Annotated in this window: 26 protein-coding genes and 1 pseudogene; 9 read left to right on the forward strand and 18 right to left on the reverse strand. The window is 71.8% G+C overall.

Annotated features, from left to right (window positions below):
- Positions 1-28: 28 nt before the first annotated feature.
- From AB0A90_RS08295 to AB0A90_RS08350, 12 genes and pseudogenes are all read right to left on the reverse strand, one after another.
- Positions 29-1048 (reverse strand): annotated as a pseudogene (locus AB0A90_RS08295) (LysM peptidoglycan-binding domain-containing protein); the annotation flags it as partial.
- 14 nt (positions 1049-1062) lie between these two features.
- A complete protein-coding gene (locus AB0A90_RS08300; protein ID WP_357243647.1) occupies positions 1063-1509 on the reverse strand; it encodes a pilus assembly protein TadG-related protein in 447 nt (148 codons plus the stop codon).
- Positions 1506-1973, reverse strand: coding sequence for a TadE/TadG family type IV pilus assembly protein (locus tag AB0A90_RS08305; protein WP_357243650.1), 468 nt, complete (start codon positions 1971-1973; stop codon positions 1506-1508). Before AB0A90_RS08305 ends, AB0A90_RS08300 begins: the two co-directional genes overlap by 4 nt.
- Positions 1970-2416: a TadE/TadG family type IV pilus assembly protein gene (locus AB0A90_RS08310; protein WP_357243653.1), complete on the reverse strand. Its 447-nt coding sequence runs from the start codon at positions 2414-2416 to the stop codon at positions 1970-1972. The genes AB0A90_RS08305 and AB0A90_RS08310 overlap by 4 nt, the downstream gene beginning before the upstream one ends.
- Before the next feature lie 5 nt (positions 2417-2421).
- Positions 2422-2643, reverse strand: coding sequence for a hypothetical protein (locus AB0A90_RS08315; protein WP_357243656.1), 222 nt, complete (start codon positions 2641-2643; stop codon positions 2422-2424).
- Between the two features lie 26 nt (positions 2644-2669).
- On the reverse strand, positions 2670-3539 hold the full coding sequence (locus AB0A90_RS08320; protein ID WP_357244098.1) for a type II secretion system F family protein: 870 nt from the start codon (positions 3537-3539) through the stop codon (positions 2670-2672).
- Positions 3539-4441: a type II secretion system F family protein gene (locus AB0A90_RS08325; RefSeq protein WP_357243659.1), complete on the reverse strand. Its 903-nt coding sequence runs from the start codon at positions 4439-4441 to the stop codon at positions 3539-3541. The genes AB0A90_RS08320 and AB0A90_RS08325 overlap by 1 nt, the downstream gene beginning before the upstream one ends.
- Positions 4442-4445: 4 nt before the next feature.
- Positions 4446-5987: an ATPase, T2SS/T4P/T4SS family gene (locus tag AB0A90_RS08330; RefSeq protein ID WP_357243662.1), complete on the reverse strand. Its 1542-nt coding sequence runs from the start codon at positions 5985-5987 to the stop codon at positions 4446-4448.
- Positions 5977-6777: a ParA family protein gene (locus AB0A90_RS08335; protein WP_357243665.1), complete on the reverse strand. Its 801-nt coding sequence runs from the start codon at positions 6775-6777 to the stop codon at positions 5977-5979. Before AB0A90_RS08335 ends, AB0A90_RS08330 begins: the two co-directional genes overlap by 11 nt.
- 2 nt (positions 6778-6779) lie before the next feature.
- A complete protein-coding gene (locus AB0A90_RS08340) occupies positions 6780-7439 on the reverse strand; it encodes an SAF domain-containing protein (RefSeq protein ID WP_357243668.1) in 660 nt (219 codons plus the stop codon).
- The gene (locus tag AB0A90_RS08345; RefSeq protein WP_357243672.1) at positions 7436-8401 is read right to left on the reverse strand and encodes a hypothetical protein; all 966 of its coding nucleotides are present in this window, start codon (positions 8399-8401) and stop codon (positions 7436-7438) included. The genes AB0A90_RS08340 and AB0A90_RS08345 overlap by 4 nt, the downstream gene beginning before the upstream one ends.
- Positions 8395-8961, reverse strand: coding sequence for a hypothetical protein (locus AB0A90_RS08350; protein ID WP_357243674.1), 567 nt, complete (start codon positions 8959-8961; stop codon positions 8395-8397). Before AB0A90_RS08350 ends, AB0A90_RS08345 begins: the two co-directional genes overlap by 7 nt.
- An 850-nt stretch (positions 8962-9811) precedes the next feature.
- Here AB0A90_RS08350 and AB0A90_RS08355 point away from each other — a divergent pair.
- Complete coding sequence (locus AB0A90_RS08355; protein WP_357244101.1) at positions 9812-10492, forward strand: A24 family peptidase; 681 nt, start codon at positions 9812-9814, stop codon at positions 10490-10492.
- Positions 10493-10640: 148 nt separating this feature from the next.
- Here AB0A90_RS08355 and AB0A90_RS08360 read toward each other — a convergent pair whose 3' ends face one another.
- The gene (locus AB0A90_RS08360; RefSeq protein WP_357243677.1) at positions 10641-11270 is read right to left on the reverse strand and encodes a phosphatase PAP2 family protein; all 630 of its coding nucleotides are present in this window, start codon (positions 11268-11270) and stop codon (positions 10641-10643) included.
- Positions 11271-11440: 170 nt separating this feature from the next.
- Here AB0A90_RS08360 and AB0A90_RS08365 point away from each other — a divergent pair, with 170 nt between their 5' ends.
- Positions 11441-13840 carry a glycosyl hydrolase family 65 protein gene (locus AB0A90_RS08365; protein ID WP_357243680.1) on the forward strand — a complete coding sequence of 800 codons (2400 nt, stop codon included), beginning with the start codon at positions 11441-11443 and terminating at the stop codon, positions 13838-13840.
- Between the two features lie 37 nt (positions 13841-13877).
- Here the strand turns inward: AB0A90_RS08365 and AB0A90_RS08370 are convergent, their stop codons facing one another.
- Positions 13878-14342, reverse strand: coding sequence for a hypothetical protein (locus tag AB0A90_RS08370; protein WP_357243683.1), 465 nt, complete (start codon positions 14340-14342; stop codon positions 13878-13880).
- A 191-nt stretch (positions 14343-14533) separates the two neighbouring features.
- On the opposite strand from AB0A90_RS08370, the gene AB0A90_RS08375 reads away from it, so the two are divergent.
- Both AB0A90_RS08375 and AB0A90_RS08380 read left to right on the forward strand, forming a co-directional pair.
- Positions 14534-15694 (forward strand): low temperature requirement protein A, encoded by a 1161-nt coding sequence (locus AB0A90_RS08375; RefSeq protein WP_357243686.1) that lies wholly within the window; start codon positions 14534-14536, stop codon positions 15692-15694.
- Positions 15695-15708: 14 nt separating this feature from the next.
- Complete coding sequence (locus AB0A90_RS08380; protein WP_357243689.1) at positions 15709-16605, forward strand: helix-turn-helix domain-containing GNAT family N-acetyltransferase; 897 nt, start codon at positions 15709-15711, stop codon at positions 16603-16605.
- Between the two features lie 17 nt (positions 16606-16622).
- On the opposite strand, the gene AB0A90_RS08385 is transcribed toward AB0A90_RS08380, so the two are convergent.
- Genes AB0A90_RS08385 through AB0A90_RS08395 form a run of 3 tightly spaced genes read right to left on the reverse strand, consistent with a single transcriptional unit; the run spans position 16623 to position 18236 of the window.
- On the reverse strand, positions 16623-17024 hold the full coding sequence (locus AB0A90_RS08385) for a hypothetical protein (RefSeq protein ID WP_357243692.1): 402 nt from the start codon (positions 17022-17024) through the stop codon (positions 16623-16625).
- Between the two features lie 52 nt (positions 17025-17076).
- Positions 17077-17943, reverse strand: coding sequence for a class I SAM-dependent methyltransferase (locus AB0A90_RS08390; protein WP_357243695.1), 867 nt, complete (start codon positions 17941-17943; stop codon positions 17077-17079).
- The gene (locus AB0A90_RS08395) at positions 17943-18236 is read right to left on the reverse strand and encodes a hypothetical protein (protein ID WP_328651444.1); all 294 of its coding nucleotides are present in this window, start codon (positions 18234-18236) and stop codon (positions 17943-17945) included. The genes AB0A90_RS08390 and AB0A90_RS08395 overlap by 1 nt, the downstream gene beginning before the upstream one ends.
- A gap of 56 nt (positions 18237-18292) precedes the next feature.
- On the opposite strand from AB0A90_RS08395, the gene AB0A90_RS08400 reads away from it, so the two are divergent.
- Complete coding sequence (locus AB0A90_RS08400; RefSeq protein ID WP_357243698.1) at positions 18293-18937, forward strand: TetR/AcrR family transcriptional regulator; 645 nt, start codon at positions 18293-18295, stop codon at positions 18935-18937.
- A gap of 83 nt (positions 18938-19020) precedes the next feature.
- Positions 19021-19761: a hypothetical protein gene (locus AB0A90_RS08405; protein WP_357243701.1), complete on the forward strand. Its 741-nt coding sequence runs from the start codon at positions 19021-19023 to the stop codon at positions 19759-19761.
- On the opposite strand, the gene AB0A90_RS08410 is transcribed toward AB0A90_RS08405, so the two are convergent.
- Complete coding sequence (locus tag AB0A90_RS08410; RefSeq protein ID WP_357243703.1) at positions 19758-20630, reverse strand: LysR family transcriptional regulator; 873 nt, start codon at positions 20628-20630, stop codon at positions 19758-19760. The genes AB0A90_RS08405 and AB0A90_RS08410 overlap by 4 nt on opposite strands.
- Before the next feature lie 129 nt (positions 20631-20759).
- Between AB0A90_RS08410 and AB0A90_RS08415 the strand changes: the two genes are divergently transcribed.
- The 3 genes from AB0A90_RS08415 to AB0A90_RS08425 all read left to right on the forward strand — a co-directional run bounded on the left by AB0A90_RS08415 (position 20760) and on the right by AB0A90_RS08425 (position 22945).
- Positions 20760-21371 (forward strand): dihydrofolate reductase family protein, encoded by a 612-nt coding sequence (locus tag AB0A90_RS08415; protein WP_357243706.1) that lies wholly within the window; start codon positions 20760-20762, stop codon positions 21369-21371.
- Complete coding sequence (locus tag AB0A90_RS08420; protein WP_357243709.1) at positions 21368-22315, forward strand: GNAT family N-acetyltransferase; 948 nt, start codon at positions 21368-21370, stop codon at positions 22313-22315. The genes AB0A90_RS08415 and AB0A90_RS08420 overlap by 4 nt, the downstream gene beginning before the upstream one ends.
- A 72-nt stretch (positions 22316-22387) precedes the next feature.
- The gene (locus AB0A90_RS08425; protein ID WP_357243712.1) at positions 22388-22945 is read left to right on the forward strand and encodes a GNAT family N-acetyltransferase; all 558 of its coding nucleotides are present in this window, start codon (positions 22388-22390) and stop codon (positions 22943-22945) included.
- Positions 22946-22960: the final 15 nt, after the last annotated feature.

Here is a 22960-nt window from a genome sequence, read left to right on the forward strand (position 1 = left end):
CGGCCAGACGGGGAGCCGCTCCGGCGACGGCCGGACGGCGGCGCAGCCCCAGGACCGCGCCGATCTGTGCGCCGACAATGCTGGCCACCGCCAGTACGGCCGAGACGGCGAGAGGCCGGTTCACCCGGTCCTCGGTGCCGGCCCGGGCTGCCCCGACAGTCATCGCGGGTGGCTGGCCCGCCGACTCCGTACCGCTGGATGGTGGCGGGGCCGGCTGCTCCGGTGCGGCCCGTTCGGGCGCCGGCCGGGGCGCGGTCGGCTTCGGTGCCGCCGGCCGGTCGACGAGCCGTCCGGTGGCGTGCTTCCGGTTGCCCTGGTCGGCGGCCTCCGCGGGCAGCCGGAGCAGCTGACCAGGGCGGATGCGGTCCGGGTCGTCGAGCTTGTTCAGCTTGGCGAGCTGTCGGTAGTCGCCGAACTCGTCCAGGTAACGGTCAGCCACCTCGCCGAGGTAGTCGCCCCGCGCGACCCGGTACACGGGCGCGGCCTCGTGGTTGACGCTCGTGCCACCGGGAGCGGCGGCCCGGCCCGCCAGCCCGCCCTGCGCCAGCGGAGCCGCCGTGTCGGGCGTCGCGCCCACCCGGGTCGGCGCGGCCAGGGTGGCGGCGGCCGGTGCGTTGGTGCTCGCGTACGCCGGAGCGCCGTAGACCGCCGCGGCGCTGGCGGCGGCCGGACTGGCCGCGAGGATCAGCGCGACCGAGCCGACAAGCGCGGCGGCGGCCTTCTGCTGGCGACTCATCCCGGGCAGCTTCGGCGCCGGGCGGCGCAGGGTCTGCGCCCCCAACTCCACGAGGACGGAGAAGGCGAACGTGGCCCAGCCGAACCAGCCGGCCACCGCCAGTGCCCGCAGGAAGAGTTGGCCGTCGTCCCTGCTGGTCAGCGCGGTGCCGATCTCGGCGACGGTGGGAAGGTGATCAGGCAGGGGATTGCCGGCGAAGGCCAGCAGTGCGATCGGCGCGCCAACCAGCAGCGCACACAGCACGGCCAGTGCGCCGAGGCCGGTGAGGACGCGTCCGGTCCGCCGTGCGACGGACCCAGCCGATACGGGCATGGCTGCCTTCCTTCCTACGGTGCTGCTGCGGTGATGGCGCGCGCGGTCGCATCGCCGGTGACGGTGACCGTCTTGTCCTGGACGAAGGGCCCGATCATCGTGCGGTCGTAGGTGATCGTGACGGTGACCCGGATCAGGGTCTCCCCGGCGACCTCGGGGAAGCTCACGGTGTGGCCGCTGGTGCCCTCGGCGGCCTCCAGATAGTTGGTGACCGCCACGAGCGCCGCGTCCCTGTCGATCCGCGTCGGCCGGCCGTCGATCGCGGCCCCCCGGTCGATGGCCTGACCGCCGGCGCGGGCGGCCTCGGCGGCCAGGTTCTCGGCACGTTGCAGGCTGCGTAGCTGGCCGGCGCCGTCGAAGGAGAGACCCACGATGGCCAGTACGCCGATCATCGCCACCGCCAGGAAGATGCTCACCCGGCCGTGGTCGCCGGCGAGGGGGCGGCGGACGTCCGCGGTCATTCCCGACTCCGGTAGCGGTCAAGTGGCGAGGTGAACGTCGCGCTGACCTGCTTCTCGCCCGGCATTCCGGGCAGGACATCGAGTGAGATGTCCTGGAGCGACACCAGGCAGACCACCGTCACCGTCACCGTCGCGTCCGTACCGGCCGTGCTGCTGAAGGCATCGTCGAAGTTTCTCGATTGGCCAGCCACCGTGGCGGTGAGTTCCGGATTCAGTTCGTTGGCGCAGGCCAACCCGCGCCAGTCCAGCTGATCCTGGACGGCCTTCAGCGCCGCTGCTCGGGCCGTGGTCGAGTCCCGGGAGATCGAGGCGGCCCGGGCGGCATCGTGGGCCGCGGCCTCGATCGCCTCCGCCGCCACCGCCGTACGTCCGGCGACGCCGGCCAGCACCATCAGCGCGATGAACGCGGGGGCGAGCACCGCCACCTCGATGGAGACCGAGCCCCGCTCGGCGGTGCGGCTCATGGCTCGGTCAACCTCTCCACCGTTCCGTGGGCGCTCTGCCGCACCGCGAAGTCCACGCCCGGCACCACCGACAGGGACCGGCCGCTCACCGTGCAGGTGACCTCGGCCTCGTCGATGATCACGCAGGTCAGGTCGGTGCTGTCCCAGCCCACCAGCCAGCCGCCGGCGGCCTCGAGGAAGCTGGTCGCGCTGTCCACACCGGCACCGTTGGGCGCCTGGTACGGCCGTTGCGCGTTGACACCGCTCTGTGCGGCGTGCAAGGCGGTCGAACGGGCGAGGAAGACGGCCGCGATCTGGACCGAGGCGAAGAGCAGCACCAGGATCAGCGGCATCATCACGGCCAGCTCCACCGGATTCGCGCCCCGATCCCGCTCGCCGCCGGCGAGGCGGCGCCGGGTGGCGCTGACCGCCCAGCGCCACCTGGGAAACAGGGCTCGGCGCATCCCGGCTACTCGCCTTCGCCGCCGGTGCCTGCGCCCGGGGGTTCCGGGATGTCGTTCATCCAGTTTTCGGCCTTGGTCAGGGCCAACGCGGTGACGGCGATGGCGACGGCGACCAGGCCGGCGATGATCACCGCGGTGGGCACCGGGCTGTCACCGCGCTCACCGTGGCGGCGCAGCTCGGCCAGGCGCGTCGTCAGCACGACGTGCAGGTAGCTGAGGATGGACATGGCGTAACTCCTTCAGGGGGAGGGCTTCAGAGACGGGCGACGAACGGGTAGAGGACGAAGCCGAGCAACACGAAGACGAGCAGCGCGCCCGGGATGTCGAGTCGGCTGGTCACCCCCTCGGCGTGCGCGAGGTTGTCGGTGCGGATCTGGTCGCGGAGCGAGTCGGCCCGGCTGCGCAGGGTCTCGTGCACCTGTGCGCCCTCGCTGCCGGAGGAGCGCATGATCGCGCCGACGTCACCCAGCTCCGGAATGCCGATCTTGTCGGCGAGGTCGCGCAACTCGTCCCAGGGCGCGTGCATCTGCATCTGGGCGATCCGCAGCGACTCCTGGAGCCGGTCGAACACCCAGCCGTCGCAGACCGCCGCGGCGCGCTCCAACGACTGCACCGGCCCGTGCGCGGCGGAGAGCTGCAACGCCACCAGGTCGAGGTAGGTGCAGACGGCGGCGCGGAACTCGGCCCGCGCGGCCTCGGCCTTGGTCAGTACGGCCCGGTGCGCCAGCAGCCCGCCGATCAGTGCCAGGCCGAGGCTGCCGAGCACCGGTACGACGAGCGGAAACGAGACGCCGAGCACCAGCAACGCCACCCCGAGCAGGGTCGGCGTGGCCAGCCCGACAAGTGCGGAGAGCAGCACCGACAGCGCGTACTGCTCGGGGGTCTGGCCGATCAGGGCGAGCTGCCGGTGCGGCGGTCGCAGCCAGCGGGCCAAGCCGGTCAACGAGTCCAGTCGCCGGGAGGCGGGTGTGGCGAGCCGGCCGGTGCCCGGTGGCTGGTGCAGCCGACGCAGCGCCGGCCCCAGCGCCGGGGTCGCCGGCACCAACTCCCGGACCACCAGGAACACGCCCAACCCGACGCCGGCACCACCGCAGACGGCCATGGTGAGCTGCCAGTTCAGCATCATGCGATCACCTCGGCGGGGTCGGGCGCCGGCAGGAACCGGGACGGCCGCTGTGGCTGGCTCATCGACCGCACCCACGCCAACAGGCCGACGAAGGCGGCGCCCAGGGCGGCCATCACCACCTGACCCACCGGTGTGCCGTACGGCTTGATGTACTCGGCGTTGAGCAGCCCGTACGCCAGGGTGGCCAGGGTCATGGCGGTGAGGAAGCGGACCGCGAACCGGGGTTGGGTCCGCTTGGCCTCGATCTCTCGGCGGGTGGCCACCTCCGCGGATGCCGCGCCGGCGATGGAGCCCAGCACGTCACCCAGCCGTTCGCCCCGGTCCGACAGGTGCAGGATCAGCGCCGCGACCACCTGGTCACCGACCGGGTCGGCGATCTCGTCGGCGAACGCCAGCAACGCCGATCGGGCCAGCCAGCCGGCCTGTAGGCGGGCGGCGAGCAGCCGTACCTCTTCCTCGATGCCGGGTGGCACGCTGCCGATCGTGCCGATGATCGACTGTTGGAGGCCCTGCCCGGTGCCGGAGACGTCCTTGAGTCGACGGGTCCACTCGCCCACCGCCTCGATCCGGGCGATCGCCCGCTGCTCGGCCCTGCCCACCCCGAACAGCCACGGGGTGCCGGGCACCGCCACCGCCACCAGCAGGCCCACCACCGGCAGCCCGGTCAGCAGGAACGCCAGTGCGCCGGCACCCAGCGCGGCGACCAGCAGCGCCTGGTAGGCCCGCTGCTCGGTCGGCGTGGCGCCCGGTCCGCGCCACAGTCGAGACAGACCCGGCCCGGCTCCCGGACGAGGTCCGGGTGGCCGGCGGGTGCCGACGAGCGCGACCACGGCCAACAGCAGCCCGGCCACACAGGCCGCCCCGGAGACCACGGCGATCAACTCGACGCTGGCCAGCATCAGGTCACCGCCGGGCCAGTCGGGTCTGCCGGGGCCGTCGCCAGGCACCGGCGCCGGCCTCGACCCACCGGGTCAGCAACCGCGCGTCGTAACCCACCCGCAGCAACTGGTCGCGGACCCGTTCCGGCAGGTGCCGGGGGACCGCCCGACCGTCCGGGCCGGGACCGAACACCGTGGTGGTGGTGATCCGACCGGCTTCGCCGGCCCCGATCACCTCCTCCACATGGGAGACGAACCGGTGTTTCCGTCCGCCGATGGCGGTCTCGTCCTCGATGGTGACGTAGACGATCAGGTCGAGGGCGTTGCCGGCCATCCGGCGGGCCTGGTCGACTGTCATCTCGCGGCCGTGTGCCAACGCCAGCTCGACGATCCGTTCGCCCACCCCGGCGGCCGTACGGGCGTGGATGGTGCACATCGAGCCCCGGCTGGTGGTCATCGCCTGGAGCATCGGCACGATCTCCCGGGACCGCACCTCACCGACGATGATCCGCAGCACGCCCATCCGCAGCGACAGGGGGATCAGGTCGGCGATCGTCACCTCACCGGCCGGACGGCCGTCGAAGCCGCGCTCGCCGTGCCCCTCCCGGGCCTCGAAGCTCATCACCGCCCGGTGCCGCTCCCGGCGGCGGGCCGGCAGCAGTTCGCGGCTCTCCTCCAGCAGCACGTACGGCTCGTCCGGCGGGATCTCGTTCATCAACGCCCGGATGATCGTGGTCTTACCGGCACCGGCCAACCCGGCGACCATGATGTTCAACCCGGCGCGCATCGCCGCGCGCAGGAAGTCGCGCAGCAGCGGGTCGATCATCTCGTCGAGGTCGCCACGGGTGCCCGCGATGTCGTCGAGGCTCACGTCCAGTGTGTTGTGCTTGCGGATCACCGCGTACGGGCGGTGGCTGACCAGGAACACCGCCGCCAGCCGGCTGCCGTCGGGCAGTTGCAGGTCGAGGGTGGGCTTCACGGTGGACAGCGACCGCTCGGTCGCGCCCGCCCGGCGGGCCGCCGCCTGGAGGATCTCCACGAGTTCGGCGTCGCTGTCGGCGATCGGCTCGGCCCAGTCCACCCCACCGCCGTGCCTGGTGATGCGCACCTGGTCGCAGCCGAGGATGTGCACCTCCTCGATGGTGTCGTCGACCAGCAGCGTCTGTAGCCGACCGAGCCCCACCAGTTCGGCGGTCACCTGGTCGAGCAGCAGGCGCTCCTCGCCGGCAGCCATCGGGGTGCCGGCCCGGCGGACGAAGTCCGCGTACTGGGCGACCACCGTGACGGCCAGCCGGGCCCGTTCGGTGTCCTCCTCGTCGGCGGTGAACTCCCGGCCGCGCTGCCACAGGGTGAGCCGTTCGGTGAGTTCCCGGCGCAACTCCCGGACCACCTGGAAGTCCATCCGGGGTCGCGGCGTCGATGCCGTTGGCGCTGCGGCCGTGGGCACCGGCTGCGGCGTCGGCGCGGACTGTTGGTGCCGGCCGTTCGGCCCGGCCAGCGGCGGCTCGGTGGAGGTCACGCCCGGCGGCTGTTGACGAGGATCCGCGGAGACCGGCTCAAACCGCATCTGGAACCCCCTGCTGCACGGGCCACGCCAGCCGGGCCTGCCGCCGCTCCAGGAGCGCGCCGATCGGCACCTCCAACGCGGCGGCCGCGCGCATCAGCGGCCGTCCGGTCCGCACGGTCCCGCCCAGGGTGAGCACCCCGGCGGTACGCGGATCGTGGGGCAGCCGCGCGACGACCGGCAGTTTCAGGGCTCGGCTGATCTCGGCTCGCCCGTGTCCGCCGCCGACCAGCAGCAGCCGCAGGGTGCCGGGTGGAACCCGGTGCTCGGCGAAGTCCCGTTCGATCGCGGTGACCACCGCCCGGGTGCCGGAGAGGTCCGGCAGGTGCGCCCGGGTCACCAGCAGCACCACCGAGGCCGCCCGCAGCACCGGCCACGGGGGTGCGGCCACGTGCAGCCGGCCGCAGTCGACGAGCACGTCGTAGCCGGGGATGCCGCGATCGAGGGCGTTGAAGTAGTCGGCGAACCGCTGCCAGAGCGGGGTGACGCTGCCGCCCTGGGCCGGGTCGACGAGGCCGGGCAGCAGCAGTCGCTCCCGGTGGGGTGCGTCCAGGTCGACCAGTTGCGACCAGAACGCGGTCTCCAGGTTGCCGTCGCGCAGTTCCCCGACGGCCAGTTCGCCGATGCCGCGAGGGCCGTCCAACTGGCCGCCGAGATAGCCGGCGAGGATCGACCCGCCAGCCGGGTCGCACTCGGCGAGGACCAGCCGTCGGTGCCACGCCAGTGTGCAGGCCAGCGCGGACGTCGTGACGCCGGGCGAACCCTTCGCGGACACCAGCGCGATGATCGCCATGCTCAGGCCGCTTCGGTCAGCACGACGGCGACGCGCGACTGCGCGGTGAGAGCCACCACCGCGGGCACGTCCCGGGTGGGCAGCGCCAGGTACAGCACCTTGTCGTTGTTGGCCGGACTGACCATGTCGATCACGATGGCCGGGAACCTGGTGCCGGCGGCGGCCGGGTCCCCGTTGGCGCCGCGGTCCGGGGTGCTGATCAGCAGCACCTTGTCCCCGGGGTGCAGTTGCCGGGCCGGCACCTGGGCGGTCTTCAGGCCGAGCGCGATCTGCTGCTGGTCGGGACCGAGCAGCGGATCGTCGGTGACGTGCCCCAGGGTGAGCAGGGTGCCCGGGACCAGCTTCACCGCGGCCCGTTTGCCGACCACCTCGTCGAGCCGGCCGGCGGGCACCGGACGCAACCCCTGACCGCCAGCTACCTGCACGGTGATCAGATCGGCGGCGCTGACCTCCCGACCCACCTCCACCGGCCGGGCGACCGCGAGATAGCTGCCGGTGGCCCGGACCGAGGTGACCGCGAACGCCGCGCCCAGCCCACCCAGGGCGATCAGGAGTACGGCGAGACCGAGCAACCCCGGGCGGACCCGACGCTGCCGGACCACCTTGGGCGGGCTGACCGGTGCGTCGACCGACCCCGTTCCGTTGTGCGTCGCGAGACTCATCGGGTCACCACCTGGAGTTCGTTGATCTGGATCTGCACGACGCCGCTGTTCCGGGTCACCAGGATCTCTCCGCTCTGCCCACCGCCGTTCCAGGTCACCTTCCAGTGCGTGGTGGCGGTGACGTCGTATTTGCCGGCCTTCTGGTAGCCCTTGTCGTAGCCGCAGGTCGGGGAGGTGCGGCCGGCGAGGTTCTGGTCCGTTGCGACGTACGGGGTGGCGGCGTCGGGGCAGGACACGCGATCGCCGTTGCCCATGTCCCAGACGATCTCGCTAACCTCCGCCGTGATCTCGACGGTCACGTCCCGATCGGTCTCGTCGGCGTGGAGCGGGCCGAAGTGGCCGCGGTCCTTGTTGTCGGACCACATCCAGACCGGCAGGCCGACCAGGCCGGGGCCGTTGTCCTTGCGGGGTGCGACAGCCAGCGGCGCCCGCTTCAGCGTGATCTTCGCCAGGGCGCGTCGGGCCAACTCCGCCGGGTTCGGGGGCGCGCCGAAGCCGGGCGGCGCCTCCCGCAACACCACGGTGACGTTGCCGACGTCCGTGCCGTCGTTGCAGGTCTGCACGTACCAGTGCTGGCCCTCGGGTGCCTCGTTCTGCGGCTCGGCCAGCTCGTAGTAGCAGCCGTCGCCGCTGTTGAACCAGCCTTTGAGATCGTCGTAGCAGGGCACGGTCCGCCCGTCCCACTTGCAGACGCCGTCACCGTCACCGCCACCGTCGTCTTCGTCATCGCCGCCGCCGTTGTTGCCGCCGCCGCCCGGCTTGCCGGGTTCGTCGTCCCAGACGCTGCAGTCGGGCTGGTCGGGCGGGCAACTGGCCCCCGGACCGGCGCGCCGAGCTGCGGCTGCCGGCAGGGTCGTGCCGGCCACCAGGAGGAGCGCGAGCCCGATCCCGGCGAGGGTCCGCCGAGCCGCCGAGACCCCGGGAGTACGCGTCGGAGCGTCCGCTCCGGCCCGGGTCAGCATGGCTGGTCCCGGTGCAGCGTGCCGGAGTTGATCAGCCAACGGCCGTCGGGATACCGCGTCGCGGTGGCGGTGGAGAGGTGCCGGCCGCCGCCGCTGCCCGGGACGACGCGCTTGTCCTTGGCGTAGACCAGCCGGTAGCCGGTCAGGTCCAGGCAGTCCTGGATCTCGACGGTGGCCGGGTTCGCGTCCAGACTGACGGCGGTCACGGTCGGGTCCGACTTCAACGTCCCGGTACGCACAGCACCGTGCTCCTTAGCGTCTCGAATGGACAATTGCACCCGGGTCAGAAGTGGATCAGCGAGAAAACGGGACAGTTCCGGCGCACGCGGATCACTGCGTCCACTCGCCGTCCGCGAGGCCGCCAAATAACCGGAGTACGCGTCAAGCGCCGCCTTTTCCGCAGCGCGTCGGTCGACGTCGGGAGCCACCGGTTGCCCGTCGTCCTGGGCTGCCGCCGGCCATTCGGCGGCCTCCCGCCCACTGGCGCAGGCGGTGACCGGCACCGCCGCCACGACCGCCAGCAGGCAGATCGCCGCTCGTCTGAGCTGCCGTCCGCGCACCGTCGAGCCTCCTCGTGGTCGCCCGGCGGGGTGAAGGATCACCGCCGCAGGGCATGCGGAAGCGCGCCCGGATCAGCACATCCCGGAACGATCATTGCGCCTCTGCATTCACCGTTACGGATCTTCTACAAATGCAGGTCCCATGCCGTCGGGTGGTTAAGGTGAGGCTTGCGTCACACCCAAGGGGCGAGCATAGGCTGACGTTCGCCGATGCAACAGAGGCAATTCAAGCGAATACTCTGAGTGATGAAGGGTGGTGGTGGCGGGTGTCCGTGCCGCGTCCCGCGCAATGGCCCGGCGGAAGGTCGTCCATGACCCGGCGTCGGCGGACCGCCTGGGGCCAGCGGCGTCTCGTCGGCGGTCCCGGGAGTGGGACATCGCGGCCTCATCCCGGCATCCGGGCGGAGTTGTCGACCGGTCGACGATCCGCCGCGTCCGGCGGAGCGCCCGGCCCCGATCTCGCCGGAGGCACCCGCCGATGGTCGGCGGGGGAGGTCGCTTTCTGCGCCATCCGCCACACCGTAGCGATCGTCCAGTCACTATCCGTGTGCGCCGTCCCGGCGGTGCATCGGGGCTCCTTGGCGGTGACATGGCACTGACCGGCCCCCCTGCCGCCCTCCCTGGTCGGGGAAACCCACCCGATCGGAGCCCGGCGCCCCGGTCGTCCGGTGGCCCGACCGCACCCGCCCGCCCGCCGGCAGCCGCACCCGGGAAAAGCACGACGACATCCGGCGGCTCGGCGCACACGACCTCCTCGTCCCCGGGGCGTCGGACCCCTTCGACGGCACGCGCAGCCGTGGCTCACGTCCGGGTCCCGACCGTGCTCGCGTTCCTCACGGTCGGCCCGCTGATGCGGATGGCCGCGCTGCGCTACGCCGTACCCCCGGGTCTGCCGAACCGGACCGGCTGCGACGCCTGCGGCGCGGCGGTCGGCCTGACCCGGCCCTGGCCCGCGCTGGGTCCGGCGGCCCGGTGCGGTCGCTGCCGCGCACGTGTCGGCCCACCGCCGGGAACGGTCGAGCTGGCCGGGCTCGCCGCGGTGCTGCTGCTGGCCCTGGTCGGCCCATCGGGCGGGGCGCTGCCGGCGCTGGCCTGGTGGTTCGGCTGGACGATCCCGGCGGTCTTCGTCGACCTGGCCGTGCACCGCCTGCCGGATCGGCTCACCCTGCCGGCGGCGGCCGGGACGTGGTTGCTGCTCGGCGTCGCCGCCGCCCTTGCCGGCGAGCCGGGGCCGTGGCTGCGGGCTGCCGTCGGCGGCACGGGGCTGGCGCTGTTCTTCGCCACCACCACGTTGCTGCTGGGCAACCGCGGCTTCGGGCTGGGAGACGCCAAGCTGGCGCTCGGTGTGGGAGCGCTGCTCGGCTGGTACGGCTGGCCGGTGCTGCTGCTCGGGCTGCTGCTCGCCTTCGGGTTGTCCGCGCTGGTGAGTGTGGGCCTGCTGGCCGCGCGCCGAGTCAACTGGAGCACACACCTGCCGTTCGGCCCGTTCCTGCTGCTCGGCACGGTCGGCGCGCTCCTGCTGGCCGGCTGACGCCGCCCGCCGCCGCTGCCCGCCGCCCGCCGCCGCTGCCCGCGCCCGCCCCTCGCCAAGATCGTGCTCGATCCTGGATCTAGTGGCATCGCGCGGGCTGGCAGACCACTACAACCAGGATCGAGCGTGATCTTCTCCGACGCGGAGGTCACTGGCGGGTGCGGCTCGCCAGCTTCGGGACCGGGGGGTCGGCGCGGTCGCCTCGACGGCGGAGCGCCTCGGCGGCCGGGCGGGCCAGCAGTGGGGCTGCCACCACGGCGACCAGCGCACCGAACAGCACGCCCGCGATCACGTCGTGCGGGTAGTGCACGCCCACGAAGACCCGGGAGAAGGCACCCAGTGCGGCAAGCGGCAGCGCGACCAGGCCGAGTCGACGGGAGAGCAGGAGCGTGGTCACCGCCAGCGCGCCGGCGATCGTGGCGTGGTTGCTGGGGAACGACCAGTCGCCCGGGGGTGGGCAGGTGCCCGCGATGATCGCCCGGCCGACCGTCCGACAGGGGCGGTCCTCGTCCACCACTGTCTTGAACCATTCGCTGCCGACGTACGCGAGGATGGCCGGTAGCGGCGCGACCAGGGCGAGGGCCCGGTCGTGCGGACCACCGGACCATCGGGTCAGCGCGGCCAGCACCAGCAGCGCGCCGAGCAGCAGGATCACCCCCTCGGTGGCGTGCCCGACGAACCACTGCACCGGCTCCGGACTGCTGGCAGCGGCGTCGACGACATCGCGATACCACTCAGCACTGATCTCCGGAACGTCCACGCTGCCGTTGGCGGCCATGCATCACCTCACCTCTCGTTCATACCCTGTTCACCTGGGGGACACCCTAGGAACGCCGCAGCGGGTAGCGGAGCAGTCGAAGGTCGGTCGGGCACCCTGACCTTCGTCCAGGATTCGTTCAGGCGGCTCTGCTTGGCTGGTCGAGGACGTCGGCATTCACGGGAGGCTTTGTGCAGACCAGTTCGGCCACCGACCAACCGCCGCCCGCCAGCGGGACGGTGGACGACGAGGCCTGGCGGATCCGGCGTACGAAGGCCGACCTGGACCGGCTCGGCGAGACCGAGTCGATCTTCGCGGTGGGCAACGGGTGGGTCGGTTGGCGTGGCGTGCTCGACGAGGGTGCGCCGTGCGGGATGCCCGGCAGCTACGTCAATGGCTTCCACGAGCGGCGCGAGCTGAGCTACCCCGAGGAGGGGTACGCGTTTCCGCAGGCCAGCGACACCGTCATCAGCGCGCCGAACGCCGCGCTGATCCGGCTCTGGGTCGACGACGAGCCGCTGGACATCCGCACCGGGACGCTACGCGGCCACGAACAGGTGCTCGACCTGCGCGCCGGCGTGCTGCGCCGGGAAACCGAGTGGATCTCGCCGGGCGGGCGGGGAGTGCGCATCCGCAGCACCCGGTTGGTGTCCCTGCCGCGCCGCCCGGTGGCCGCCGTCCAGTACGAGGTCGAGCCGCTGGACGCCCCCGTGGAGGTGCGGGTCTGCTCGGATCTGCTGGCCAACGAGACGGTGCCGGAGCGCTCGGACGACCCCCGGGCCGCCTCGGTGCCCGACAACCCGCTGACCGCCGAGGCGTACCGCGCGGCTGACCTCGACGGGGTGCTGGTACACCGCACCGAGCGCAGCGGTCAGCGTGTCGCGGTCGCGGTCAGTCACCTGGTGGAGGGGCCGGACACGGTCACGGTCACCGGTGACTGCACCCCGGACCGGGTACGGCTGACCGTGGCGGATCGGCTGCACCTCGGGGAGCGGCTGCGGCTGACGAAGTTCGCGGCCTACGAATGGGCGATGATCGACGGCACGTCGGTCGACGAGTTGGCGGCCCTGGTCACCGCCGAGGCGGACGCGGCGCGCGCGGACGGTTTCGACGCCCTGCTCACCGACCAGCGGGCCGCCCTGGACGCGGCCTGGCAGGTCGCCGACGTGCAGCTCGACGGTGACCCGGAGCTGCAACAGGCGATCCGGTTCGCGATGTTCCACCTGATCCAGGCCGGCCGCCCGGACTCCGACCGGACCATCGCGGCGAAGGGGCTGACCGGCAACGGCTACGACGGGCACGTCCTGTGGGACACCGAGACCTACGTTCTGCCGGTGCTCACCTACCTGGCCCCGGCGGTGGCCCGTTCGGCGCTCAGGTGGCGGCACACCCACCTGCCCGAGGCCCGCGAGCGGGCCACGGAACTGCGGCTGACCGGCGCGGCGTTCCCGTGGCGCACCATCGGCGGCCGGGAGTGCTCCGGCTACTGGCCGGCCGGCACCGCCGCGTTGCACGTCAACGCCGACATCGCCGACGCGGTGCTGCGCTACCTGGCCGCCACGGACGACGAGCGGTTCCTCGCCGAGGCGGGGCTGGAGTTGCTCGTGGAGACGGCCCGGCTCTGGCACGGCTTCGGGCACTGGTCCGGCGAGGATGCCTTCCACCTGCACGGGGTGACCGGCCCGGACGAGTACGCCGCCCTTGTCGATGACAACGTCTTCACCAACCTGATGGCCCGGCGCAACCTGCGGGGAGCGGCGGACGCCGCCGAGCGCCACCCCGACGTGGCCGGTCGGCTCGGCGTGGAGCACGACGAGGTGGCCGGCTGGCGGGCCGCGGCCGACGCGATGTTCGTCCCGTACGACCACGAGCGCGGTGTGCACCAGCAGGCCGCCGGGTTCACCGAGCAGCCCGAGTGGGACTTCGCGAACACGGGCGACGACGACTATCCCCTGCTCCTGCACTTCCCCTACCTGGAGTTGTACCGCAAGCAGGTGGTGAAGCAGGCCGACCTGGTGCTCGCCATGCAGCTCTGCCCCGGCGAGTTCACCGCCGCCGAGAAGGCCCGCAACCTGGCCTACTACGAGGCTCGCACCGTCCGTGACTCGTCGCTGTCGGCGGCCCCGCAGGGGGTGCTGGCCGCCGAGGTCGGGCACCTGGATCTGGCGTACGACCTGTTCGCCGAGTCGGTCCTGCAGGATCTGGCGGACCTGGGGGACAAGACCGCCGACGGGCTGCACCTGGCGTCACTGGCCGGTGCGTGGTTGGCGCTGGTGCAGGGCTTCGGCGGGCTGCGCGACGACCGGGGTGTGCTCTCCTTCGACCCCCGGCTGCCGCGCCGGATCGACCGGCTGGCGTTCAGCCTGCACTGGCGTGGCCACCGGCTGCGCGTCACGGTGACTCCGACCGAAGCCCGCTACGAGTTGCCCGGCGCCGGCCCGGACGCCGAGGTCGAGCTGTGGCACCACGGTGAGTCGCTGCGGATCACGGAGGCCGAACCGGTCACCCGGCCGATGCCGGCGGTGCCCGACCCCGGGCCGGAGCCGCACTCCCCGCCCGGCCGCCGCCCCGCCCGCCGCTCGGCCGACTGAGCCACGGGCAGCCAGCCCGCGGTTCGCGCGGCACGGCTCAGGTCGGTCCGGGGCGGCCGGCCATGCGCTCGCGGACGGCCTCCAGCGCCTCGAAGGCGTACGCCCAGTTGTGGCATTTGAAGCTGCGCAGGCCGTCGATCGCGGTGTGGCAGTCGGCGCAGCGCACACCGGCGATGGCTGCCGGAATCCCGGTGTTGACGTACTTGCGCTCGCCGAGGATGACGGTGGCGATCATGACCTTGTCGTGCACGCCGGAGAGTGCCGACGACACGATGTCGTACCAGGTGACGCGTCGGCCACACTTCGGGCAGTCGGGTTCGTCGCCGCTGACCCAGAGCGGGGCGCCGATGCTGCGCGCCGGCATGCCGAGCAGCTTCTCCAGCCGCCGGACGTCCGCCTCCGGGGTGGTCCAGCGGTGTCGGCCGGGCAGTGCCGCGGGCGAGTCGTACACGGCGCGGAACAGGTCGTGGTCGACAGGCACGGTCTCCCGCTGAGCGGTCATCGTCGTCCCCTCTCGTTGAGTCGGTGCCCCCACCGTGGTCACCGACGACCTTCGGCGCTGCCGGATCAACGACTCGAGGGGTCGACGGGTCGTCGTCGAGGGGGTCGGCCGTTGACCCGTTTCCGCCTCCGGTGGCCGGCCCCGGGTGGTACGACGGAGGCCTGACGTGCGGGCCACCGGGAGGAGCGCCGATGGCGAGCAGGCCCGAACGGCTGCTGCGGGGCGATGACGCACCGCTGAGCGCCTCGTTCCTGGAGCTCTTCTTCGACCTGGCGTTCGTGCTCGCCCTCAGTCAACTCGCGGGGCACCTGCTGCACGACCTCACTCTGCCCGGGGCACTGCGTACCGCCCTGCTGTTGGCCGGCGTGTGGTGGATCTGGGTGACCACCACCTGGTTCGCCGACTGGTACGACCCGGACAGCCCGTGGGTCCGGTGGCTGCTGGTCGCTGCCGCGCTGGGCAGCCTGCTGGCCGGGGTGGCGATTCCGCAGGCGTTGGACGGGCGGGGCCTGCTCTTCGCCGGTGCGTACGTCGCGGTCCACATCGCCCGCGGCGCGGTGACCGCGTTCGCGCTGCGCGGTCACCCTCGACAGAGGAGGGCGCTGCGGATCCTCTGTTGGTTCAGCGTGTCCGCCGTGCCGTGGCTGGTCGGTGGGTTCCTGCCGGAGTGGCGGGTGCCGCTCTGGCTGTTCGCTCTCGCGATCGACTTCACCGGTCCACGAATCGGCTGGCCCACTCCCCGGCTGGGACGGACGTCCCGGCAGGAACTACGCCTCGCCAGCGAACACTTCGCCGAGCGGTACCAGCAGATCATGATCATCGCGCTCGGCGAACTCGTCCTGGTCGCCGGTCTCTCGTACGCCGGCACCCACCTGGACCTTCCGCAGACCGCTGCCTTCCTGCTGGTCTTCGCCACCGCCGTGCTGATCGGTCTGCTCTACGTGACGCCCGCCGGTCAGCGCCTCGGCCCGGCCATCGAGCGCGCCGACCCAGGCCGGCTCGGTGTCATCATCGGCTACCTGCACCTCGTGATGATCGCCGGGTTGGTGGTCACCGCCGTCGGGGCCGAACTGAGCATCGCCCACCCCACGAAGGCGAGTGACCTGACCGCGGCCGTCGTCATCCTGGGAGGTCCGACGCTGTTCCTCCTCGGGCGGACCCTGTTCTCGGTGGCGATCCACCGGCGACTCTCCTGGCCCCGGGTCGCCGCCCTGTTCGTGATGTCCGGTGCGGCGGCCGTTCTGCGACTGCCGCTGCTGGCGGTCAGCGCGGTCGCCACCGGGGTGGTGCTCACGGTGGTCGTCCTGGACCACGCGGGCATCCGCTCCTATCGCCGCGTCAAAAATCCCTGACTAAAGTCAGACGTATGGACTCCGCGCTCATCGCCGCCGTGCGGCGGTTCAACCGGACGGTCACCCAGCGCGTGGGTGCGCTCGACGACGAGTACATGGCACAGGGGCGACCCCTCGGGCAGGCGCGTGTGCTCTGGGAGATCGGCCCCTCCGGCGCCGAGGTCGCCGCGCTACGGGCCCGGCTCAACCTGGACTCCGGCCACCTCAGCCGGCTCCTGCGCGCTCTGGAGAACGACGGCCTGGTCACCGTGGGACCGGCCGATCAGGCCGGGGGCGACGGCCGGGTCCGCACCGCCACGCTCACCGCCGCCGGTCGTACGGCGTGGGCCGATCTCGACCAGCGGTCGGACGACCTCGCCGCCTCGATCCTCGAACCGCTCACCGAGCACCGTCGGGAACGACTCGTCGCGGCCATGGCGGAGGTCGAACGGCTGCTCATCGGCTCGATGGTCGTCATCGAGGCGTGCCCGCCGAGCGACCCGCGGGCCCGTGCCTGCCTGCGCGCGTACGCCCGGGAGATCGGGCGACGGTTCGACGACGGGTTCGACCCGGAGCTGAGCAACCCGGTCCCGGACGAGGCGCTGGTCCCGCCCGCCGGTGTGCTCCTGCTCGCCACCCTCAACGCCGAACCGATCGGCTGCGGCGCGGTCAAACTCCTCCCGGACGGCCAGGCCGAGCTCAAACGCGTCTGGGTGGCCGACGCCGTGCGCGGGCTCGGCATCGGCTGGCGGCTGCTGGGCGAGTTGGAGCGGTACGCCGCGGAGCGTGGCGCGACGGCCGTCCGGCTGGACACCAACCGCAACCTCACCGAGGCGATCGCCATGTACCGCGCGGCCGGTTATGTGGAGATCGAGCCGTACAACACCGAGCACTACGCCCACCACTGGTTCGGCAAGCGGTTGGAGCGGTGAGGGCCGCATCGGGACTACTACAGCCGCTCGAAGCTCTCCATGCCGGCGAGTTTCAGCACCTCGGTACGGGTCGCCGGGCACTCCTGTCGGGTCTGGTCGTCGATCTGACGGCCGGTCGGCACGGGACCCTGCAACTCGTACCAGGAATAGAGATTCACGGTGAGGTTGGCCATCGCGCCCGTCTCGGACCCGATGCCCTTCAGGGTCGGCAACTGGCCGTCCAGGTAGGCGCACACCGCCTTCGCCGACACCGGCGTGGAGTCGCCCTGCGGAGCGGATCCGGCCGCGCTGGACGCGGCGGCGGTTGCGGTGGGGTTGTTCGGCGCCGCAGCCCCGGGGCCGGGCGTGTCGGTGTCGGTGCACGCCGTCGCGGCTAGGGCAACGCAGACGACCGGCGCGAGCAAACGGATCGTTCTCATCGGGTTTCGTCCTGACGTGGTTGTTGGTGGTTAGCGACTGCGGGATGGGTTGTCAGTCCTCGACGGAGTTCGCGGCGACGAGCCAGAGGCCGGCGGGCAGCCGGTAGCCGACGCCGGGCGCACGGAAACGGTCGAGCAGCCGGGCGGCCCCCGCCCGAGCCGATGCCTGCCCAGCCGGCGGAGCCGCCCGGTACGCGGCACCGGCCGGGCCGACCTCGACAAGCCATTCGGCCACCGCGTCGGCGTCGTCCGGAGTTTCCAGGGCGACGTCGCACGGTGTGATCGTGACGGCGGTGAAGCCGGCCTCGGTGAGGATCCGGTCGAGCCGCGCCGGGTCGGCGAACGCGAACGGACCGGGCTCGTCACCGACCGGGAGCGGTGGCAACGGTCCGAGATGCGGTGCGGCGCCGAGCATCGCCGCGGACAGCCACGGATTGACGCCGCTGTCGCGGAAGACGGTCGCGGCGAGGCGCCCTCCCGGGCGCAGTGACCGCCGGATCGCGCGGCAGCCGGCCACCGGGTCCGCCAACAGCATCAGGGTCATTCGTGAGTACGCCGCGTCGAACGGAGCACCCGGCACGACATCGAGAGTCTCGATGTCGGCCACGTGGAACTGGATGCCCGGGTGCCGGTCGGTGGGGAACCGGCGTCGAGCGGCGGTCACCATCGTCTCGTCGATGTCGACACCTGTCGCCGCGCCGGCCGCGCCGACCGCGGCGGCGATCTCGGCCGTGGTGCCGCCGCAGCCGCAGCCCACATCGAGGATCCGTTCGGCGGGTCGTGCGGCCAGTCGATCCAGGGCCGCCGCTCCCAGCGGTCGACCGGTCTCGTCCTGCCGATCCGCGTGCCGAATCCAGCCAGCCGCCGCTCCCGCCCAGAAAGCGGCGCTGCGGGCCCGCAGGCTGGCGGTGTCGGCCATCAGAACGGCATCTCGGCGCCGTCGACGCTCATCGAGCGGAAGTGAGCCGCCTTCGTCGGGTCGAAGCCGTCCTCCTGTGCCGCCAGGCCGGCAGCCCGGACCAGTCGTTCGGACTGGAACCGACGGAATGCCGCCTCGTCCTGCCAGACGTTGATGATCCGCCAGCCGTCCTCGGTCGGCCCGGCGACATGGGCGAGCAGACCTGGCGGTCGATCCGGTCCAAGGTGTCGCTCCACCTGCCGGTATTCCGCCTCGCTGACGCCGGGCATCTCTTGCAACACACCGAACGGCATGGCCACCACCTCTCGATAGAGTGAGACTCTATCCAATAGAGCACTACACTCGAAGCGTGGTTGTCAAGAGACGTTACGAGTCTTCTCGCCGACAGGAGCAGGCCCGACAGACCCGGCGAGCGATCCTCGAAGCGGCCGGCCGGCTGTTCGTCGACCCGGGCTACGCGGCCACACCGCTGACCGCTGTCGCCGTGGAAGCCGGCGTCGCGGTCCAGACCCTGTACGCGGTGTTCGGCAGCAAGCGGCACCTGCTCTCCCAGTTGGTCGACGTCACCCTGGCCGGCGACGACGAACCGGTGGCCCTGCCGGACCGGCCCTTCGTCGCCGAGATCCGCGCACTCGCCGACCCCCGGGCCAAGCTCGTCCGCTACGCCCGCCACCTGGCCGAGGTCAACGCCCGGCAGGCCCAGGTGATGCTCGCGCTGGCCGGCGCGGCCACGGCCGACCCAGACGTCGCCGAGATCTGGCGCAAGAACGTCGACGACCGCCGCCGCGGCATGGCCATGTTCGCCGCCGAACTCGTCGGCACCGGAGGCGTACGCCCTGACCTGGGCGTCGATCAGGTGGCCGACATCCTCTGGTTGGCCCAGGACGTCCGCAACTTCGACTGGCTCGTCCGGCAACGCGGATGGGAGATCGAGCAGTACCAGCGGTGGTATGTGGACACCGTCGGCGGGGCGATCCTCGCCAGCGTCGAATAACAGGCGGCCGCCGACAATTGCGACGCTGCGGCATCCCGTCCACAGGGCGTAAGACATTGCCGGGCATCGCTACGGTCGGAGGGGTGGCAGAGGAGGCTGGTCCCGGTCAGTGGCGAGATCGTGCCCTGGGGTTCGGCGCCGCTCTGGCCGTCGCCGCTGTCTGCGGGGTGTCGTCCCTCGGCCTGCTGTTTCTCGGCGCGTATCTGGACGGGGTAATACTTCTCGGTGCCATCCTGCGCCTGATCGGGATCCAAGTCGCCTACGCCGGAGTGATGCTCTGCGCCTTCTGCCTTCTCGTCTCCCTGCTGGGCGCGGACCTGTTCGCAAAACTGTTCCTCGTACGCGACAAGGCCATTACTCCCGAGGTCGAGCGTGAGCTGACGGCGATGCGGGAAGCGCCCGCCACGGTGCCGATCACCGCCGGGCACGGGGTGCTGCGGATCCTCGCCGTCAAGCCCCTGTTGTGGCTCGACCCCGATGCCTACGGCGACGACACCACCCCGGTCGTCGTCGTCGACGAGGTCGAGCATCGGTTGCCCGGCTGGGACCCGTACGACATCCCGGCCCTCGCCGGGACCGTCGAGGTGGCGACCTGGCTGCCGATGCGCATCGGCCGGTCCGGGCGGCAGGTCGACGGCTCCTTCTCGGTGGCGGAGGGTCAGGTCACCGCTGTGGTGTATCGGCCTTCGTCGCTTCCCGAACTCCCCGGAACGTTGGCGACGGTGGCCCGCGAGGTGGAGGGGGACCTGTCACTGTCCCGCTTGAGCTGGGTGACCGCCCTGCTCATCGGGCTCGGCTTCGTGGTGTGGCTGGCCTTCAGCTAACTGAGGCGTTGTGCGGTGTCGGCGAACGAGCGGATGAGTTCCGTCTCGTTGCCGGTGCGCCAGATCAGCCCCCACCGGCCCGGCGGGGCGTCACGGATCGGCACGTACGCGATGTCCGGGCGCGCGTAGTAGCGGGCGGCCTGGGCATGGACCGGCGAGACGGCTTCGCCGGTGACGAGGATGGGGATCATCTCCTGGAAGTTGGAGACGGACGGGCCGATGCGGATCAGACGCCCGCTGGGTGTGCGCAGGGGCACCAGGATCTCCCGCCAGTAGTCCGGCCGGGCGCCGCCCATCACCGTCACGTCTGCCAGATCCTCGTAGCAGACCGACTCCCGAGTGGCGAGCGGGTGGCTCGCGCCAACCGCCAGCACGATGGGTTCGGTGTAGATGACCGGCCCGACGGTGAGGTCCGGCTCCCTGACGGGCAACCACACGATCTGTACGTCGATGTCGCCGGCGCGCAGCTGACCGAAGGGGTCGCCGAAGTCGACGTGCCGCAGTTGCACCTCGCACTCGGGGTGGCCCTGCGCGAACGCGGTGAACAGCTCGCGGAAGTCGTGGAGGTTGACGGCGATCGACCCGACCCGCAGCACCCCGGTCTTGCCGCGGGCGGCGAGCCTGGCCCGGTCGATACCCTCGCACAGTCCCCGGTACATGGGCTGGATGTCGTCGAAGAGCCGTTGACCGATCGGTGTCAGCGCCACGCGTCGGTTGTTCCGCTCGAACAGGGCGGCGCCGATCCGCCGTTCCTGCTTCTTGATCGCCTGGCTGACCCGGGCCTGGGTCACGTGCAGTCGTTGCGCGGTGCGGGTGAAATGCAGCTCCTCCGCCAGGGTGAGGAAGATTTCGACGTCCCGGAGCTCCACCGCTGATCCCGTTCGTGAATTAGTGAAGGGTTATGGCACGTTACCAGATGTGATCTTGTGGACGGGCCGGTCAACGCGCACGCTGATCGGCGTCGGAGCGAGGAACACGCCTCAGCCAAGGAGATGCTCGTGCGCAAGCTCGTCTACTACATCGCCGCCACCCTGGACGGCTTCATCGCCGGTCCCGACGGTGCCGACCCCACCGGACCGGACGGATTCTGGCCCGTCCCGGACGACTACCTGCACCACCTCGTCGCCGAGTATCCGGAGACCCTGCCCGGCCCGGCCCGGCAGGCGTTCGGCATCACCGACGAGGGCAGCCGGTTCGACACCGTCCTGGAGGGGCGGCACTCCTACGAGGTGGGTCTGCGGGCCGGCGTGACCGACGCGTACCCGCACCTGCGCCACCTGGTGTTCTCCCGCACGCTTGGCGACAGCCCGGACCCGGCCGTCGAGGTCCTGGCCACCGACCCCATCGCCACGGTACGAGAGCTGAAGCGGCACGACGGCAAGGACGTCTGGGTGATCGGCGGCGGCGCCCTGGCCGGTGCCCTCTACCCCGAGATCGACCAGTTGATCGTCAAGCTGGCCCCGTTGACCATCGGCGCCGGTATCCCGCTCTTCGGTCGCGACGCCGTCTTCGCACCGCGTACCTGGCGTCTGACCGACCACACCGTCCTGGACAGCGGCGCGCTGTTCCTCACCTACACCCACGCCCAGACCGGAAACGAGTCCGCATGAGCACAACCCCCGCCACCGTCACGATCCGTCCCATCACCGGGCCGGACGAGGTGGCGCTGTTCAACCTTCTGCCGTACACCATCAACCACGAACTCGCCGACGACCTGGCCGCGCACCGCCGCCGACCGGAGTGGATGTGGGTGGCGCTGGACGGGGATCGCCTGCTCGCCAGGGTGGCCTGGTGGGGCCGCGGCGACGACGGCAGCCCGCTGCTCCTGGACATCCTCGACGTCGACGACGGCGCCGACGACCTGACCGAGGTGGCACGGACGCTGTACGAGACGGCCGCGAAGCAGGTCCTGCCAGCGGGTGCCAACCCACCGGAGTACGGCCGCTTCATCCCGGCGAACTGGCGCGAGGACCCGGACGCGTACCGGGCGGTGCGCACGAGGATGAGCGTCCTGGAGAGCACCGGCGCACGCCTGACCGTCGAACGACTGCGCCTTCAGTGGCAGCCCGACGGCGGTCTGCCCGCGCCCGATCCGCGTCTGGCCTTCCGTTCGGCTCTCGACACCGACGAGCTGATCGCCCTGATGACCCGCGCCCTGGACGGCACCCTGGATGCGCACAGCCGTACCGACCTGGCGCGGATGTCGCCGCACGAGGCTGCCGTCAAGCACTACGAGGAGGAACTCGCCACGTACTCCAGCCCTCGCGAATGGTGGCGGATCGGCACGGTGGGTGAGGACGGTGAGCCGGCCGGGTTCGTCATCCCGGCGCGCAACGCCTACCACCCGGTGATCGCCTATCTCGGCGTCGTACCCGAACACCGGGGGCACGGGTACGTCGACGGCCTCCTCGCCGAAGGCACCCGAATCCTCGCCGCCGAGGACGTCCCCCGCATTCGCGCCGCCACCGACCTGGGCAACGTGCCCATGGCGGCCGCGTTCACCCGCGCCGGCTATGTCAACTTCGAACGGGCCATCAACATGGCCTGGCAGTGAGTGGCGGCCATGCGGCCCCGGGCGGGATAAAGGTCTTCGACGACCCGGGGACCGGGCTCTACGCTCCGCACCATGTTCCCACCAGTGACGATCACCTCGGGTGGTCTGGAGATTCGTGAGTTCGGGCCGCAGGACGCCGCCCAGGTGGCGGCGCTCGTGGCGGCCGGCGACCGGACGGCGCTGCCGCCAGGCTCACCGCAAACCGTCACGGATGTGAACGAGTGGCTGACCGGGACGGTGCGCCGACGAATGGACGGCGAGGGGCTGCTCCTGGCTCTCGTGGACGCGGCCGATGGTGAGATCGTCGGCAGCATTGGGCTGCGGGACATCGACTGGAAGGCCGGACGCGGCGAAATCGGCTACGGGGTGCGGGCCAGTCGTCGCGGCCGAGGCCATGCGACCACGGCGGGTCGCGTGGTCGGTCGATGGGCGCTCACCGACGGCGGCATGCGACGTGTCCAGTTGCGCGCCCGGCTCGACAACACTGCGTCCCTGCGGGTCGCGGAGAAGGCCGGATACCAGCGCGAGGGCACCCTACGGCTGGCCGACTGGGATGGCGAGAAGGCGCATGACCTGGCCGTTTTCTCGATGATCGCGACAGATGTCGAACCGGCCGACGCCACTGCCTGATCCGATGCCGACGGG

This window comes from Micromonospora sp. NPDC049204, from assembly GCF_040647935.1.
In the GTDB taxonomy this organism is placed as follows: Bacteria; Actinomycetota; Actinomycetes; order Mycobacteriales; family Micromonosporaceae; genus Micromonospora.

Bases quoted from the DNA above. Each gene is read 5' to 3' on its own strand.
- AB0A90_RS08300 (WP_357243647.1), bottom strand. From the start codon at position 1,509: ATGACCGCGGACGTCCGCCGCCCCCTCGCCGGCGACCACGGCCGGGTG.
- AB0A90_RS08305 (WP_357243650.1), bottom strand. From the start codon at position 1,973: ATGAGCCGCACCGCCGAGCGGGGCTCGGTCTCCATCGAGGTGGCGGTG.
- AB0A90_RS08310 (WP_357243653.1), bottom strand. From the start codon at position 2,416: ATGCGCCGAGCCCTGTTTCCCAGGTGGCGCTGGGCGGTCAGCGCCACC.
- AB0A90_RS08315 (WP_357243656.1), bottom strand. From the start codon at position 2,643: ATGTCCATCCTCAGCTACCTGCACGTCGTGCTGACGACGCGCCTGGCC.
- AB0A90_RS08320 (WP_357244098.1), bottom strand. From the start codon at position 3,539: ATGCTGAACTGGCAGCTCACCATGGCCGTCTGCGGTGGTGCCGGCGTC.
- AB0A90_RS08325 (WP_357243659.1), bottom strand. From the start codon at position 4,441: ATGCTGGCCAGCGTCGAGTTGATCGCCGTGGTCTCCGGGGCGGCCTGT.
- AB0A90_RS08330 (WP_357243662.1), bottom strand. From the start codon at position 5,987: ATGCGGTTTGAGCCGGTCTCCGCGGATCCTCGTCAACAGCCGCCGGGC.
- AB0A90_RS08335 (WP_357243665.1), bottom strand. From the start codon at position 6,777: ATGGCGATCATCGCGCTGGTGTCCGCGAAGGGTTCGCCCGGCGTCACG.
- AB0A90_RS08340 (WP_357243668.1), bottom strand. From the start codon at position 7,439: ATGAGTCTCGCGACGCACAACGGAACGGGGTCGGTCGACGCACCGGTC.
- AB0A90_RS08345 (WP_357243672.1), bottom strand. From the start codon at position 8,401: ATGCTGACCCGGGCCGGAGCGGACGCTCCGACGCGTACTCCCGGGGTC.
- AB0A90_RS08355 (WP_357244101.1), top strand. From the start codon at position 9,812: ATGCGGATGGCCGCGCTGCGCTACGCCGTACCCCCGGGTCTGCCGAAC.
- AB0A90_RS08360 (WP_357243677.1), bottom strand. From the start codon at position 11,270: ATGGCCGCCAACGGCAGCGTGGACGTTCCGGAGATCAGTGCTGAGTGG.
- AB0A90_RS08370 (WP_357243683.1), bottom strand. From the start codon at position 14,342: ATGACCGCTCAGCGGGAGACCGTGCCTGTCGACCACGACCTGTTCCGC.
- AB0A90_RS08375 (WP_357243686.1), top strand. From the start codon at position 14,534: ATGGCGAGCAGGCCCGAACGGCTGCTGCGGGGCGATGACGCACCGCTG.
- AB0A90_RS08380 (WP_357243689.1), top strand. From the start codon at position 15,709: ATGGACTCCGCGCTCATCGCCGCCGTGCGGCGGTTCAACCGGACGGTC.
- AB0A90_RS08385 (WP_357243692.1), bottom strand. From the start codon at position 17,024: ATGAGAACGATCCGTTTGCTCGCGCCGGTCGTCTGCGTTGCCCTAGCC.
- AB0A90_RS08390 (WP_357243695.1), bottom strand. From the start codon at position 17,943: ATGGCCGACACCGCCAGCCTGCGGGCCCGCAGCGCCGCTTTCTGGGCG.
- AB0A90_RS08395 (WP_328651444.1), bottom strand. From the start codon at position 18,236: ATGCCGTTCGGTGTGTTGCAAGAGATGCCCGGCGTCAGCGAGGCGGAA.
- AB0A90_RS08420 (WP_357243709.1), top strand. From the start codon at position 21,368: ATGAGCACAACCCCCGCCACCGTCACGATCCGTCCCATCACCGGGCCG.
- AB0A90_RS08425 (WP_357243712.1), top strand. From the start codon at position 22,388: ATGTTCCCACCAGTGACGATCACCTCGGGTGGTCTGGAGATTCGTGAG.